Here is a 13,557-nt window from a genome sequence, read left to right as displayed (position 1 = left end):
GAACCCGGTCAGCCCGTCGGGTCGGCCGGGTGCGGTGCCATCGGCAGGAGCGAGGACAGCCGCTCCTCGCACAGCTCGACCAGCCGGTCGTAGGCCGGCTTGCCCATCAGTTCGATGAGCTCAGGCCGGTAGGTGACGTACACCGGGTCCCCGGCGCCGTGCGCGGACGTAGCCGAGGTGCACCACCAGTGCAGGTCGTGGCCGCCCGGGCCCCAGCCCCTGCGGTCGTACTCCCCGATCGACACCTGGAGCACCCGGGTGTCGTCGGGACGGTCGATCCACTCGTACGTACGCCGGACCGGCAGCTGCCAGCACACGTCCGGCTTCGTCTCAAGGGGCTCCTTGCCCTCGCGCAGCGCGAGGATGTGCAGGGAGCAGCCGGCACCGGCCGCGAAGCCGGGCCGGTTCTGGAAGATGCACGAGCCCTCCCAGCGCCGGGTCTGCCGCTCGCCGTCCTCGTCGACGCCGACCCAGCCCGTCTCCGTACCGACGTCGTGGAACTGCCACAGGTCCGGAGTCAGGCGGGCGACGTGGCCCGCCACCCGCTTCTCGTCGTCCTCGTCGGAGAAGTGGGCGCCGAGCGTGCAGCACCCGTCGTCCGCGCGGCCGGCCTGGATGCCCTGGCAGCCGCTGCCGAAGATGCAGTTCCACCGTGAGGTCAGCCAGGTCAGGTCGCAGCGGAAGACCTGCTCGTCGTCCGCCGGGTCGGGGAACTCCACCCAGGCACGCGCGAAGTCGATGCCCGTCTCATCGGGCCTGTCGGGCGCATCAGCTTCCGGATGCTGTGTCTCCCGGTTCGTTTTCTGCTTCTTCGTGACTTTGTCCGGCTTCGCCTTTTTCGTCTTTGGCACGCGCCAAGAGTAAGTCCGCCGGAGCAGTAGCGTTCCGGGTATGAGACTCGGAGTCCTCGACGTGGGGTCGAACACGGTTCATCTGCTGGTGGTGGATGCCCACCCCGGCGCCCGCCCGCTGCCCGCGCACTCGCACAAGGCGGAGCTCCGTCTGGCCGAGCTCCTCGACGCGGACGGGGCGATCGGCCCGGAGGGCGTGGAGCGGCTCGTGTCGACGATCGCAGACGCGGTCCAGGCCGCCGAGGACAAGGGCTGCGAGGACGTCCTGCCCTTCGCCACCTCAGCTGTCCGGGAGGCGACCAACGCCGACAAGGTGCTGGCGCGGGTGCGGGACGAGACGGGTGTCGACCTCGCCGTCCTCAGCGGTGAGGAGGAGGCGCGTCTCACGTTCCTCGCGGCCCGCCGCTGGTTCGGCTGGTCGGCGGGGAAGCTGCTCGTCCTGGACATCGGCGGCGGCTCGCTCGAGGTCGCGTTCGGGATGGACGAGGAGCCGGACGCCGCGGTGTCGCTCCCGCTGGGCGCGGGGCGGCTCACCGCGGCGTGGCTGCCCAGCGACCCGGCGGACCCGCTGGAGGTCAAGGCGCTGCGCCGGCATGTGCGGGCCAGGATCGCCCGGAGTGTCGGCGAGTTCACCCGATTCGGTGGCCCCGACCACGTCGTCGGTACCTCCAAGACGTTCAAGCAGCTCGCCAGGATCGCGGGCGCCGCCCGCTCCACGGAGGGCCTGTACGTACAGCGCGTCCTCACCCGGAAGGCGCTGGAGGAGTGGGTCCCGAAGCTGGCGGCGATGACGATCGACCAGCGGGGCAGCCTGCCCGGGGTGTCCGAGGGGCGGTCGGCGCAGCTGCTGGCCGGGGCGCTGGTCGCGGAGGGGGCGATGGACCTGTTCGGCGTCGAGGAGCTGGAGATCTGTCCCTGGGCGCTGCGCGAGGGCGTCATCCTGCGCCGGCTGGACCACCTTCCGACAGGGCAGGCAGCCCTGAACTGACTGGGCCACCCGCCATGGCCCTGGTCACTTTCGGTCAAGATCCCCCGGCGGCGCGCACCGCTGCCCGTACCCTGTTCTGGTGGCAGAACCAGTGGTGCGCGTTCCGGATGCGAAGGTCGCCCTGTCGACTGCTTCGGTCTATCCGGAGTCGACGGCGACGGCCTTCGAGATCGCTGCGCGCCTCGGCTACGACGGCGTCGAGATCATGGTCTGGACCGACCCCGTCAGCCAGGACATCGAGGCGCTGAAGCGGCTGTCGGACTACCACCAGGTGCCGATCCTGGCGGTGCACGCCCCCTGTCTCCTCATCACGCAGCGCGTCTGGTCCACCGACCCGTGGGTGAAGCTCCAGCGGGCGAAGGCGGCGGCGGAGAAGCTCGGGGCGTCGACCGTCGTGGTCCACCCGCCGTTTCGGTGGCAGCGCAACTACGCGCGCGACTTCGTCACCGGAATCTGGCGCATGGCCGACGAGACGGACGTCCGGTTCGCCGTCGAGAACATGTATCCGTGGCGCTACCGGGACCGCGAGATGCTCGCGTACGCCCCCGACTGGGACGTCACGAACGGCGACTACCGGCATTTCACGGTGGACCTCTCGCACACCGCGACCGCCCGCACCGAGGCACTGGCCATGGTCGAGCGGATGGGCGACCGGCTCGCCCACATCCACCTCGCCGACGGCAAGGGGTCGGGCAAGGACGAGCACCTGGTGCCGGGCCGCGGTGACCAGCCCTGCGCCGAACTGCTGGAGGGGCTCGCCCGTACGTCCTTCGACGGCCACGTCGTCATCGAGGTCAACACCCGCCGCGCGATGTCCTCCGCCGAACGGGAGGCCGACCTCGCCGAAGCGCTGGCCTTCACCCGGCTGCACCTGGCGTCCTCGGCCCAGGCCCCCCGCGCATGACTCCGGACGCCCCGGCCCCCCGCCGCAGGGGCCGTCCCTCGCGTACGGCGGAGGCGACCGGCCCCGACGCCCGTACCCGCATCCTCGAAGCGGCCCGCACCGAATTCGCCGAGCGCGGCTACGACAAGACATCGATCCGGAGCATCGCCAAGGCCGCGGGCGTGGACGCGGCACTGGTCCACCACTACTTCGGTACGAAGGACGAGGTCTTCGCGGCCGCCATCGAGGTCTCCTTCGAGCCCGCGCTGGTGGTCCCCGCCATCCTCGAAGGCCCCGCGGACGGCCTGGGGGAGCGGCTGGCCCGCTTCTTCATCTCCGTATGGGAGAACCCGGCGACGCGGGCCCCGCTGCTGGCCGTCATCCGCTCCGCCCTCACCCACGAGGCGGCGGCGAAGGTGCTGCGGGGCTTCGTGCTGCGGCGGCTGCTGGAGCGGATCGCGGCGGAGCTGGACGTCCCCGATCCGACCTTCCGCGCGGAACTGGCCGCCTCCCACATGATCGGCATCGCGATCCTGCGGTATGTCATCCAGGCCGAACCGCTGGCGTCGGCGGACCCGGAGAAGATCATCGCCATGGTGGCGCCGACGCTCCAGAGATACCTGACCGAGGCCTGACGGGCGGGCAGTGCGCCGCCCCGCGCGGAGCCCGGACGCCCCGGGCCGGCGCCCACGTACCGAGCACCACATCCCGCATTCCGGACACATTGTCCAGATCTTGGAGCCGGGGCGTACGCTCGGAGGCAGTCTTTTCTGTCGAAGGAGCGAGCGCGATGCCCCAGCTGAGGTCCCGCACTGTCACCCACGGCCGCAACATGGCGGGCGCCCGCGCTCTTATGCGGGCCTCGGGCGTAGCGAGCGAGGACATCGGCAAGCCGATCATCGCGGTGGCCAACTCCTTCACCGAGTTCGTCCCGGGCCACACCCACCTCGCCCCGGTCGGCCGCATCGTCTCCGACGCGATCCTGGCGGCGGGCGCCGTTCCGCGTGAGTTCAACACGATCGCCGTCGACGACGGCATTGCGATGGGTCACGGCGGCATGTTGTACAGCCTCCCGTCCCGGGACCTGATCGCCGACTCCGTCGAGTACATGGTCGAGGCGCACTGCGCGGACGCGCTCATCTGCATCTCCAACTGCGACAAGATCACGCCCGGAATGCTGATGGCGGCCCTGCGCCTCAACATCCCGACGATCTTCGTCTCCGGCGGCCCGATGGAGGCCGGCAAGGCCACGCTGGTCGACGGAACGGTCCGCAGTCTCGACCTGGTCGACGCGATGTCCGACGCGGTCAACGACAAGGTCTCGGACGAGGACATGCTCCGGATCGAGGAGAACGCCTGTCCGACCTGCGGCTCCTGTTCCGGCATGTTCACCGCCAACTCGATGAACTGCCTGGCCGAGGCCATCGGCCTGGCCCTCCCCGGCAACGGTTCGGTCCTCGCCACGCACACCGCGCGCAAGGCCCTGTACGAGAACGCCGGCCGCACGATCGTCGAGATCACCGCGCGCCACTACGAGCAGGACGACATGAGCGTCCTGCCGCGCAACATCGCCACGCGCGCAGCCTTCGAGAACGCCATGGCCCTCGACATCGCCATGGGTGGTTCCACCAACACGATCCTGCACCTGCTGGCCGCCGCCCAGGAGGCCGAGCTGGACTTCGGCCTCGCTGACATGGACGCGGTGTCGCGCCGCGTCCCGTGTCTGGCCAAGGTCGCCCCGAACGTCGCCCCCGGTGGCACGTACTACATGGAGGACGTGCACCGGGCGGGCGGCATCCCCGCCATCCTCGGCGAACTCCACCGTGGCGGAATGCTGAACGAGGACGTGCACACCGTCCACTCGGCCACGCTCACGGAGTGGCTCAAGACGTGGGACGTGCGCGGCGGTTCACCCTCCGCCGAGGCCGTCGAGCTGTGGCACGCGGCGCCCGGCTGCGTCCGCTCGGCGACCGCCTTCTCGCAGTCCGAGCGCTGGGACACCCTGGACACGGACGCCGAGGGCGGCTGCATCCGCTCCGTCGAGCACGCGTACTCCAAGGACGGCGGCCTGGCCGTCCTCAAGGGCAACCTCGCCGTGGACGGCTGCGTCGTGAAGACCGCCGGTGTCGACGAGTCGATCTGGACCTTCGAGGGACCGGCCGTCGTCTGCGAGTCCCAGGACGAGGCCGTCGACAAGATCCTCCGCAAGGAGATCACCCACGGGGACGTCGTCGTCATCCGTTACGAGGGTCCGCGCGGCGGCCCCGGGATGCAGGAGATGCTCTACCCGACCTCCTTCCTGAAGGGCCGCGGCCTCGGCAAGACCTGCGCCCTGATCACGGACGGCCGCTTCTCCGGCGGCACGTCGGGGCTCTCCATCGGCCACGCCTCACCCGAGGCGGCATCGGGCGGCACGATCGCGCTCGTCGAAGACGGTGACCGGATCAGGATCGACATCCCGAACCGCTCCATCGAGCTCCTCGTCCCCGAAGCCGAGCTCGCCACCCGCCGCGAGGCGCTGGACGGCGTCTACGCTCCGAAGAACCGCGAGCGCAAGGTCTCGGCCGCCCTGCGCGCCTACGCGGCGATGGCGACCAGCGCCGACCGGGGCGCCGTGCGCGACGTCTCCAGGCTCGGCTGACCCGACGTCACACCGCGGGCCCTGGGCACCGGTCGTCCGACCGGCTCCCAGGGCCTCACCAGTCGGCGGGAGCGCGCCCGTCGACCGCGAACACGGAGCCGTCGGGGGACGTTCCGTAAACGGTCCGGCCGAGAGCCACGGGCGCGGGAAGCGCCGAGGCGTACGTGAGTTTCCCGGCCCGCAGCCGGGGCCGCGTCTGGCCGAGCAGTGTTCCGTGCTCCGTGTCCACGGCCAGCAGCCTGCCGTCGGCCGCCGAGAAGCACAGCCGGCTCCCGCCCGCCAGCACGGGCGGTGAGGTCCGCCCGGCAGCGGTCTCCAGGTGCCAGAGCTCGCCCTTCCCGCCACCCGCCTCCGTGTCGCCGGGACCACTGGTGTCCATGGCGAGGAGCGTGCCGTTCCTGGCGAGAAGATAGGCCGTGTCCCCGCCCATCACCACTTCCGGTTCGTTCATACGGAAGGGCAGTGCCAGCCGGGTGACCGCCGTGCGCGCCGGCTCGTAGCGGACGAGCCCCACGGTCTGCGCCTCCTCGTTCATGGCCGTCAGCACCAGCGCACCGCCCGGAGCGCCGACCGGGGTGAGCGTCCCGTCCAGCCGGTGCTGCCACGCCGTGCGTCCCGTGGCGGTTTCGAGCGCCGTGACGAGTGTCGTCGTGCCGTTCGCCGCGTGCTCGAAGGCGTACGCGATCCCGGAGCGCTCGTCGTACAGCGCGTAGTCGGGCCGCAGATGACCGGGCACCTCCCGCACCCAGCGGGACTTCCCGGTCCTGCCGTCCAGTCCTTCGGCGGACCCGTTCTCCCGGGTCATCAGCAGGGTGTCCCCGGCAGAGAAGGGGACACCGAGGTACGCGGACAGGTCCGCGTCCCACAGCTCGGCGCCCTTGTCCGCGTCGTACACCCGGAGCCGTTCACCGGGATCGGACGCGTGGACGACCCCGCTCGTCAGCGCCCCCACCGACGGCACCTCCCCGGAGGACTCCGGATGGGACCAGACGACCCGGCCGTCCACCGGATCGAGCAGCCCCGTACCGAACCCGGCGGCCGCGCAGTACACCCCGCCACCCGCCCCCGAGCAGACCGGTGTGGACCCGCCCGCCGAAGACAACGGCGTCACCCACGGCGCGAAAGCGGCCGGTGGCCCGGGCTCGGAGTTCCCCGCCCGTGCCGGACCGCCCGGCGATCCGTTCCCGCCCGGGAGGCCGGCCACGGCGGCGACGCCTGCGGCGGCGAGGGCGAGCACCACGACACCGACGACGCTCCACCGGGACCTTCGGGCCCGCCACTTCCGCCGCACGGAACCGGCACCCGCACCGGACACCCGCACATGCGTCGACGTCTCCGCACCGGGGCCGGCCCCGGTGCCGGTCCCCGCTTCCGTCGCCGCCCCCGGCACCAACGCCCGCACCGGCCCCCGTACCGGCGCAGCCCGGCGCTGCGCCGGTATGAACGCGGCGGCCTCGTACGACGGGGGCTGCAGCGCCAGCGCCGCCATGATCTCGTCCGGTGTGGGCCGCTCCGCCGGGTCCTTGGCCAGACACCGCGCGACCAGCGGCGACAGATCCGCCGGTACCCCGGCGAGATCGGCCTCGTCGTGCACCACCTGGTAGGCCACGATGTACGGACTGTCCGAGTCGAAGGGCCCACGGCCGGTGGAGGCGTGGACCAGCACGGCGCCCAGGGCGAACACGTCCGCCGCGGGTCCGACCTCGCGCGGCCGCTGGAACTGCTCGGGCGCCATGTAGGGCGGCGAGCCGATCAGCTTCCCCGTCTCCGTACGCAGATCACTGTCGTACGGCCGGGAGATACCGAAGTCGATGACCTTGGGCCCCGAGTCGGAGAGCAGCACGTTGCTCGGCTTGAGATCGCGGTGGATGACACCGGCCCGGTGGATGTCCCGCAGCGCCTCGGCCAGACCCGCGGTGAGCCTGCGCAGCTCGGCGGGGGCCAGCGGCCCGTTCCGCTTCACCTGTTCGGAGAGCGTGGGGCCGGGCACGTACAGCGTCGCCATCCAGGGCAGAGCGGCGGTCGGATCGGCGTCGACGACCGGCGCCGTGAAGGCGCCGCTGACCCGTCGGGCCGCCGCGACCTCCTGCCGGAAACGCGCCCGGAACTCCGGGTCGGCCGCGTGCTGCCGGTGCACGATCTTCACGGCGAGCTGGAGCCCGGAAGGGGAGCGGGCAAGGTGCACCACACCCATGCCGCCCGCCCCGAGACATGCGTCGAGCCGGTACTGCCCGGCGTACTCAGGATGCTCCGCTTCCGGATCGGATCCGGTCCCTCGCAGCGGCGGCATCGCCCACCCCCGTGTGTTCGTGCGCAAGCGCGACGCACGGAGCCTAGTCGATGGTGTGTGCGACGGGGGTGGGGCTTGTTAGCCTGCGCGTCGCACGAAACGTTTCCAACGGGGGAGGCCCTCATGGCCATGGAAGAGATCGTCACCACGGAGAGCGCGACCATCGCGTCGGACGGTGTCACGCGCTATCCGATCGCACCGGGATACCGGGTCAACGTCCGGCGCGGACCGGGCACCAAGTACGGGATCGTGCGGACGCTTCCGTACGGAATGAGCGTCCCGGTGTACTGCCAGAAGCCGGGGGAATGGATCGCCGGCCCTTACGGCACCACCAATCTCTGGGACAACATCGCCGACGGCGAGTTCGTGTCGGACGCGTACGTGAAGACGGGCAGCGACGGATACGTCGCCCCGCGCTGCGACTGACGTACGGGCGCCCGCGCTGCGACTGACGTACGGGCGCCCGCGCTGCGACTGACGTACGGGCGCCCGCGCTGCGACTGACGGCTACCGGCGCCGCACGGGGATAATCGATCCCGTGAGCGAGAAGAGTGAGAACAGCGGCAACAGCAGGAACAGCAAGCCCGGCGAGACGCCCAGCCCCGGCCCCGAGCACACCGGCTCCACCGTGGCAGGCCCGCAGCCCGAGCCCATCCGTTTCTTCGGCACGACCTGGGTCGGCCACGACGGCGGTTACGGGCTGCGGAGGGCCGGCGTCGCCGCCGGCTCGCTCGCCGCGGCCGTCGTCGCCTGCTTCGTGCTCCGCTTCGCCTATCAGGGCCTGGAGATCGCGGACGTCGGCGGCTTCGTCGGACTCCTCGTCATCCTGATGTTCGCGATCTGCAGTGCCATCGCCTTCCGCAAGACCTGGGAGGGCTTCGGCCGCCGTCCGGTGGACCCGGCCCGCGAGGACAATCTGCGCGGCCTCAAGACCATCGGCTTCATCGGCTCGCTGCTCGCCTACTTCTTCCGCTCGCTCACAGAAGCCCCGGGCGAGAAGCTGCGGCGCACGGAGTACGAGACCGCGCTCGCGCAGTACGCGAAGCGCCGCTCGGCCCGCACCGGGAACCCGGCGGCCCGCAAGCGCCCCAAGCGCAAGTAGGCCGACCCGCCGGGCCGTGTCCTCGACCCGTCGCCGGGCCGAGAACCGTCGCCGCCGCGGAGCGTCGCCGACCGCGCCGCCAAGACACGGCCTAGGGCACCACACCGGCGCCCGCGCGCCGCACCCGTACACCCGCCTCCCGCTCCCCCGCCCACGCCTCGAGCGCGGCCGCGGACGCGTGGTCCGTGTGCCGCAGCCCGCTGAGATCCAGCTCCACACCACGGTCGTGGGGCAGGGCCTCCAGGGCGTCGAGCAGCTTCGGCAGCCGGAGAAAGGTCGCGTTGCCCACCACCCGCACCCGCAGCGCGCCGCCCGGCCGCTCCGCGCCCGTCACCTCCACATGGACGTGGCTCGTGTCCCACGCCGTCTTGGCGACCGCCAGCAGCAGCCCGACAACGACACCCTCGAAGAGGTTCGTGGCGACGATCGTCCCGGCCGTCGCCCCCAGCACCAGCGCCTCACCGCGATGCTCACGCCACAGCGGCCTCAACGCCCGTACGGGTACGAGCTTGCAGCCCGCGTGGACGAGCACCCCGGCAAGCGCGGCCACCGGGATCACGCCCAGCGCCGAGGGCAGGGCGGCGACGAACACCAGCAGCCACACCCCGTGCAGCACCCGTGATGCCTTGGTCCGCGCCCCCGCGTGCACATTGGCCGAGCTGCGCACGATGACGGCCGTCATCGGCAGCGCGCCCAACGCCCCGCACACCGCGTTCCCAGTGCCTTGGGCGATCAGTTCCTTGTCGTAGTCCGTACGCTTCCCGCCGTGCAGCCGGTCCACGGCCGCCGCGCTGAACAGCGACTCCGCCGAGGCGATCAGCGCGAACGCGAGCACCGTGCCGATCACCCCGGCCTCCATGAGCCGGGCCCATTCGCCCGGGCCCGGAAGCCGTACGGCGTCGAGCACCCCGCTCACCTCCACCCGCCGCACCGGCAGCCCGAACAGTGCCGTCGCCCCGGCCGCGAGCCCCACGGCGACCAAAGGCGCGGGCACGATCCGCGCGGCCCGCCGCCACCTCGGCCACACCACCAGGACGACGACGGCGCCCACGCCCACCGCGACGGCGGTGCCCGTCACCCCCGTACCGAGCAGCAGCCCGGGCAGGCCGCTGAGCTTGCGGCCCATCGAGCCGGGAGGCGTCGCGTCCGCGAGCGCGTACAGCTGCCCGGCGACCAGGACGAGTCCGATTCCGGCGAGCATCCCCTGCACGACCGAAACCGAGACGGCCCGGAACCACCGGCCGAGCCGCAGCACCCCCAGCAACACCTGCACGGCGCCCGCGGCCAGCACCAGGACTCCGAGTGCGGCGGCCCCGTACAGCTGAACCGCTTCGTAGACCAGCACGGTCAGCCCGGCCGCGGGCCCGCTGACCTGGAGGCTGCTGCCGGGCAGCACCCCGGCGACCAGCCCGCCGACGATTCCGGTGATCAGCCCGAGCTCGGCGGGGACCCCGGAGGCGACGGCCACACCCACGCACAGCGGAAGCGCGACGAGGAACACGACGAGCGAAGCGGTGAAGTCGGCGCGAGAGACCGGGAAGCCACGCACGAAGAGGGCACCTCCATCTGTGGAAACCATCAGGGACGAGGGCGGGAGATGCGTCGGCACGGGGCCGGAGCGGTGAAAACGATTCTCCTTCAGCGAAGCCCACCGGCGGGCTCGGAAAGTTGATCAGCGGACGCGCAAAGGAGTGATTCGTTCCCGCCCCGCACGCCCCCCGCCCGCGCGCGCCCCACCGATCTCTTGACGTGGACACCCGGCCGGAACAATATTCATCACATGATGAATTCTCTTCCCGTGGACACCTCCGAGCCTCCCGAGGGAACGCCCGTACCCGCCCCAGCCATCGAGGCCCGCGCCCTCACGGTCGTACGAGGCGACCGCACCGTCCTGCGCGGCCTCGACTTCACCGTCGAACCCGGCAGCATCACCGGCCTGCTCGGCCCCTCCGGCTGCGGCAAATCCACTCTCATGCGCGCCGTCGTCGGCACCCAGGCCGAGGTCACCGGCACCCTGGACGTCCTCGGCCACCCGGCCGGCCATCCCGCGCTGCGCCCGCGCATCGGCTACGTCACCCAGGCCGCGTCCGTCTACACCGACCTCACCGTCCGGCAGAACCTGGACTACTTCGCGGCCGTACTCCAGCCGGGCCGCCGCCGGCGCGAAGCCCGCGACGAGGCCGTCACCCGAGCCATCGACGACGTCGACCTCGCCTCCCACGCGGACGCCCTCGCCGGCACCCTCTCCGGCGGTCAGCTCAGCCGCGTATCCCTGGCCGTCGCGCTCCTCGGCACACCCGAACTCCTCGTCCTCGACGAACCGACCGTCGGACTCGACCCCGTCCTGCGCCGCGACCTGTGGAACCTCTTCCACACACTCGCCGCCGAGCGCGGCACGACGATCCTCGTCTCCTCCCACGTCATGGACGAGGCCGAGCGCTGCCACCGCCTCCTGCTGATGCGCCAGGGCGAGCTCCTCGGAGGGGGCACGTCCGGGCCGGAGACCGGGGGAGACACCCCCGCGAGCCTGCGCGCCCGCACCGGCTCCGACACCGTCGAGGCGGCCTTCCTCCACCTCGTCGACCAGGCATCCGCACCAGCCACCCGCCAGGAGACGACCCGATGAACACCACCACCCCACGTGCCCTGACCCCCGCCCGCACCGCGGCCACCGCCACCCGCGTCCTGCGCCAGCTCCGTCACGACCCCCGCACCATCGCGCTGCTGCTGCTCATCCCGGTCCTGATGATCACGCTGCTCCGGTACGTCTTCGACGGCAGCCCGCAGACCTTCGACGCCATCGGCGCCTCGCTGCTCGGCATCTTCCCGCTCATCACGATGTTCCTGGTGACCTCCATCGCCACCCTGCGCGAACGCACCTCCGGCACCCTCGAACGCCTCCTCGCGATGCCCCTCGGCAAGGGCGACCTGATCGCCGGCTACGCGCTGGCCTTCGGCGCGGTCGCGGTCGCCCAGTCCCTCCTGGCCACCGCGCTCTCCGTCTGGGTCCTGGGCCTCGACGTCACCGGCTCACCCTGGCTGCTGCTCCTGGTCGCCCTGCTCGACGCCCTGCTGGGCACGGCGCTCGGCCTGTTCGTCTCCGCCTTCGCGGCGTCCGAGTTCCAGGCCGTCCAGTTCATGCCGGCCGTGATCTTCCCGCAACTGCTCCTGTGCGGCCTGTTCACCCCGCGCGACCAGATGGCACCCGCACTGGAAGCGATCTCGAACGTCCTGCCCATGTCGTACGCCGTCGACGGTATGAACGAGGTACTCCTCCACACCGACATCACCGCCGACTTCGTCCGCGACATCCTCGTCGTCGCGGGCTGCGCACTCCTCGTCCTTTGCCTGGGCGCTGCCACACTGCGTCGCCGCACGCCGTGACGGCCCGATGCGAGGATGACGCCGAGAAGACGAACAGAGCACCGCCCGGAGGGTGAACCCATGACCCAGACAGTCGCAGTCCTCGGCACAGGCAAGATCGGCGAGGCCCTGCTCAGCGGCATGATCCGGGCGGGCTGGCGCCCGGCCGACCTCCTCGTGACCACGCGCCGCTCCGAGCGCGCCGAAGAACTCCGCACCAGGTACGGGGTCGAGCCCGTCAGCAACGCCGACGCCGCCAAGAACGCCGACACCCTCATCCTCGCGGTCAAGCCCCAGGACATGGGCAAGCTCCTCGAAGAACTGGCTCCCCACCTCACCGCCGACCGCCTCGTCATCAGCGCCGCGGCCGGCATCACGACCGCGTTCATCGAGGAACGCCTCGCCGAGCACACCCCGGTCGTACGCGTCATGCCTAATACCCCGGTCCTGGTGGACGAGGGCATGTCCGTCATCTCCGGAGGCAGCGACGCCACCCAGGGGCACCTCGCCCACACCGAGGAGATCTTCGGCAGCGTCGGCAAGACCCTGCGCGTCCCCGAGTCCCAGCAGGACGCGTGCACGGCGCTGTCCGGCTCGGGCCCCGCGTACTTCTACTTCCTCGTCGAAGCGATGACCGACGCCGGAATCCTCCTGGGCCTGCCCCGCGCCCAGGCCCATGACCTGATCGTCCAGGCGGCCATCGGCGCCGCCGTCATGCTCCGCGACAGCGGCGAACACCCGGTCAAGCTCCGCGAGGCCGTCACCAGCCCGGCCGGCACCACCATCAGCGCCATCCGGGAGCTGGAGAACCACGGCGTACGGGCCGCCCTCATCGCCGCCCTGGAAGCAGCCCGGGACCGCAGCCGCGAACTGGCCGGCGGAAACGGCTGACGGTCTCCCCGCTGCCTCGACCGGCTCCCCACCCCGCACCACCCGCGCGAACCCACCGCCGTGCGACGACACGGCGGTGGTTCCGCACCGGCTGATCGCCCGACGGATCGCCGCAGCCGAGAAGCTCCCTGAACCCTCGACTCGGCGCCCAGGCCGGGGGTTGACACACCCGGCACCGATCCGTAATGTACTCCGAGTTGTCCGACGTGAGCGCCGACCCCGGTCGGTCCCCGGACAGCCATTCCGCAAGAACCACGTCAAGCGAGCGACAGCTGTCGCACGCTTTCTGTGCGCATTTGCGAAATGAAGAATCCGCGTTCGAACGAGCGTGACCCGATTAGCGTCGGGGCCCGGGATTCGCTAAAGTCTCACTCGTCGGAACGGCCCAACGGCCGGGAAGACAAACCCCACTGACTGGGAATCAGGCCCGAAAGGATCTGATAGAGTCGGACTCGCCGGAAAGGGAAAACGCGAAAGCGAAGAACTGGAAAGCGAAACCCGCTTCGACCGGGAATCGGACACGAAAGAGTCTGATAGAGTCGGAAACG

At 71.3% G+C, this 13,557-nt stretch carries 12 protein-coding genes; 9 read left to right on the top strand and 3 right to left on the bottom strand.

Annotation, left to right across the window (positions count from 1 at the left end):
• Positions 1-8 precede the first annotated feature (8 nt).
• The gene (locus AB0C82_RS30095; protein WP_362848015.1) at positions 9-851 is read right to left on the bottom strand and encodes a hypothetical protein; all 843 of its coding nucleotides are present in this window, start codon (positions 849-851) and stop codon (positions 9-11) included.
• A 40-nt stretch (positions 852-891) separates the two neighbouring features.
• On the opposite strand from AB0C82_RS30095, the gene AB0C82_RS30090 reads away from it, so the two are divergent.
• From AB0C82_RS30090 to ilvD, 4 genes are all read left to right on the top strand, one after another.
• Positions 892-1,839 carry a Ppx/GppA phosphatase family protein gene (locus AB0C82_RS30090; RefSeq protein WP_362848012.1) on the top strand — a complete coding sequence of 316 codons (948 nt, stop codon included), beginning with the start codon at positions 892-894 and terminating at the stop codon, positions 1,837-1,839.
• Between the two features lie 91 nt (positions 1,840-1,930).
• The gene (locus tag AB0C82_RS30085) at positions 1,931-2,743 is read left to right on the top strand and encodes a sugar phosphate isomerase/epimerase (RefSeq protein WP_362848566.1); all 813 of its coding nucleotides are present in this window, start codon (positions 1,931-1,933) and stop codon (positions 2,741-2,743) included.
• The gene (locus AB0C82_RS30080) at positions 2,740-3,357 is read left to right on the top strand and encodes a TetR family transcriptional regulator (protein WP_362848009.1); all 618 of its coding nucleotides are present in this window, start codon (positions 2,740-2,742) and stop codon (positions 3,355-3,357) included. The genes AB0C82_RS30085 and AB0C82_RS30080 overlap by 4 nt, the downstream gene beginning before the upstream one ends.
• 155 nt (positions 3,358-3,512) lie before the next feature.
• Complete coding sequence (gene ilvD, locus AB0C82_RS30075) at positions 3,513-5,363, top strand: dihydroxy-acid dehydratase (RefSeq protein ID WP_362848007.1); 1,851 nt, start codon at positions 3,513-3,515, stop codon at positions 5,361-5,363.
• A gap of 55 nt (positions 5,364-5,418) precedes the next feature.
• Here ilvD and AB0C82_RS30070 read toward each other — a convergent pair whose 3' ends face one another.
• Complete coding sequence (locus AB0C82_RS30070) at positions 5,419-7,653, bottom strand: protein kinase (protein ID WP_362848004.1); 2,235 nt, start codon at positions 7,651-7,653, stop codon at positions 5,419-5,421.
• 123 nt (positions 7,654-7,776) lie between these two features.
• Here AB0C82_RS30070 and AB0C82_RS30065 point away from each other — a divergent pair, with 123 nt between their 5' ends.
• Both AB0C82_RS30065 and AB0C82_RS30060 read left to right on the top strand, forming a co-directional pair.
• Positions 7,777-8,079, top strand: coding sequence for an SH3 domain-containing protein (locus tag AB0C82_RS30065; protein ID WP_362848002.1), 303 nt, complete (start codon positions 7,777-7,779; stop codon positions 8,077-8,079).
• 202 nt (positions 8,080-8,281) lie between these two features.
• Complete coding sequence (locus AB0C82_RS30060) at positions 8,282-8,755, top strand: hypothetical protein (RefSeq protein ID WP_362848563.1); 474 nt, start codon at positions 8,282-8,284, stop codon at positions 8,753-8,755.
• A 91-nt stretch (positions 8,756-8,846) separates the two neighbouring features.
• On the opposite strand, the gene AB0C82_RS30055 is transcribed toward AB0C82_RS30060, so the two are convergent.
• A complete protein-coding gene (locus AB0C82_RS30055; protein WP_362847999.1) occupies positions 8,847-10,304 on the bottom strand; it encodes a SulP family inorganic anion transporter in 1,458 nt (485 codons plus the stop codon).
• A 234-nt stretch (positions 10,305-10,538) separates the two neighbouring features.
• Here AB0C82_RS30055 and AB0C82_RS30050 point away from each other — a divergent pair, with 234 nt between their 5' ends.
• From AB0C82_RS30050 to proC, 3 genes are read left to right on the top strand one after another with little or no spacing between them, the layout of a single operon-like run.
• A complete protein-coding gene (locus AB0C82_RS30050; RefSeq protein WP_362848560.1) occupies positions 10,539-11,381 on the top strand; it encodes an ABC transporter ATP-binding protein in 843 nt (280 codons plus the stop codon).
• A complete protein-coding gene (locus AB0C82_RS30045; protein ID WP_362847998.1) occupies positions 11,378-12,139 on the top strand; it encodes an ABC transporter permease in 762 nt (253 codons plus the stop codon). Before AB0C82_RS30050 ends, AB0C82_RS30045 begins: the two co-directional genes overlap by 4 nt.
• 60 nt (positions 12,140-12,199) lie before the next feature.
• Positions 12,200-13,009, top strand: a complete 810-nt coding sequence (gene proC, locus AB0C82_RS30040) for a pyrroline-5-carboxylate reductase (protein WP_362847995.1) — start codon at positions 12,200-12,202, stop codon at positions 13,007-13,009.
• The last annotated feature ends 548 nt before the right edge of the window (positions 13,010-13,557 follow it).

Origin of the sequence: Streptomyces sp. NPDC048560, from assembly GCF_040650955.1 — a bacterium.
Lineage (GTDB): Bacteria > Actinomycetota > Actinomycetes > Streptomycetales > Streptomycetaceae > Streptomyces.
The sequence above is the reverse complement of the archived record's forward strand: the minus strand, read 5'-3'. Positions and strand labels throughout refer to the sequence as shown.

Excerpts from the sequence above, each read along its gene's own strand:
- AB0C82_RS30070 (WP_362848004.1), bottom strand. The coding sequence starts at position 7,653 with ATGCCGCCGCTGCGAGGGACCGGATCCGATCCGGAAGCGGAGCATCCT.
- AB0C82_RS30065 (WP_362848002.1), top strand. The coding sequence starts at position 7,777 with ATGGCCATGGAAGAGATCGTCACCACGGAGAGCGCGACCATCGCGTCG.
- AB0C82_RS30090 (WP_362848012.1), top strand. The coding sequence starts at position 892 with ATGAGACTCGGAGTCCTCGACGTGGGGTCGAACACGGTTCATCTGCTG.
- proC (WP_362847995.1), top strand. The coding sequence starts at position 12,200 with ATGACCCAGACAGTCGCAGTCCTCGGCACAGGCAAGATCGGCGAGGCC.
- ilvD (WP_362848007.1), top strand. The coding sequence starts at position 3,513 with ATGCCCCAGCTGAGGTCCCGCACTGTCACCCACGGCCGCAACATGGCG.
- AB0C82_RS30080 (WP_362848009.1), top strand. The coding sequence starts at position 2,740 with ATGACTCCGGACGCCCCGGCCCCCCGCCGCAGGGGCCGTCCCTCGCGT.
- AB0C82_RS30050 (WP_362848560.1), top strand. The coding sequence starts at position 10,539 with ATGAATTCTCTTCCCGTGGACACCTCCGAGCCTCCCGAGGGAACGCCC.
- AB0C82_RS30045 (WP_362847998.1), top strand. The coding sequence starts at position 11,378 with ATGAACACCACCACCCCACGTGCCCTGACCCCCGCCCGCACCGCGGCC.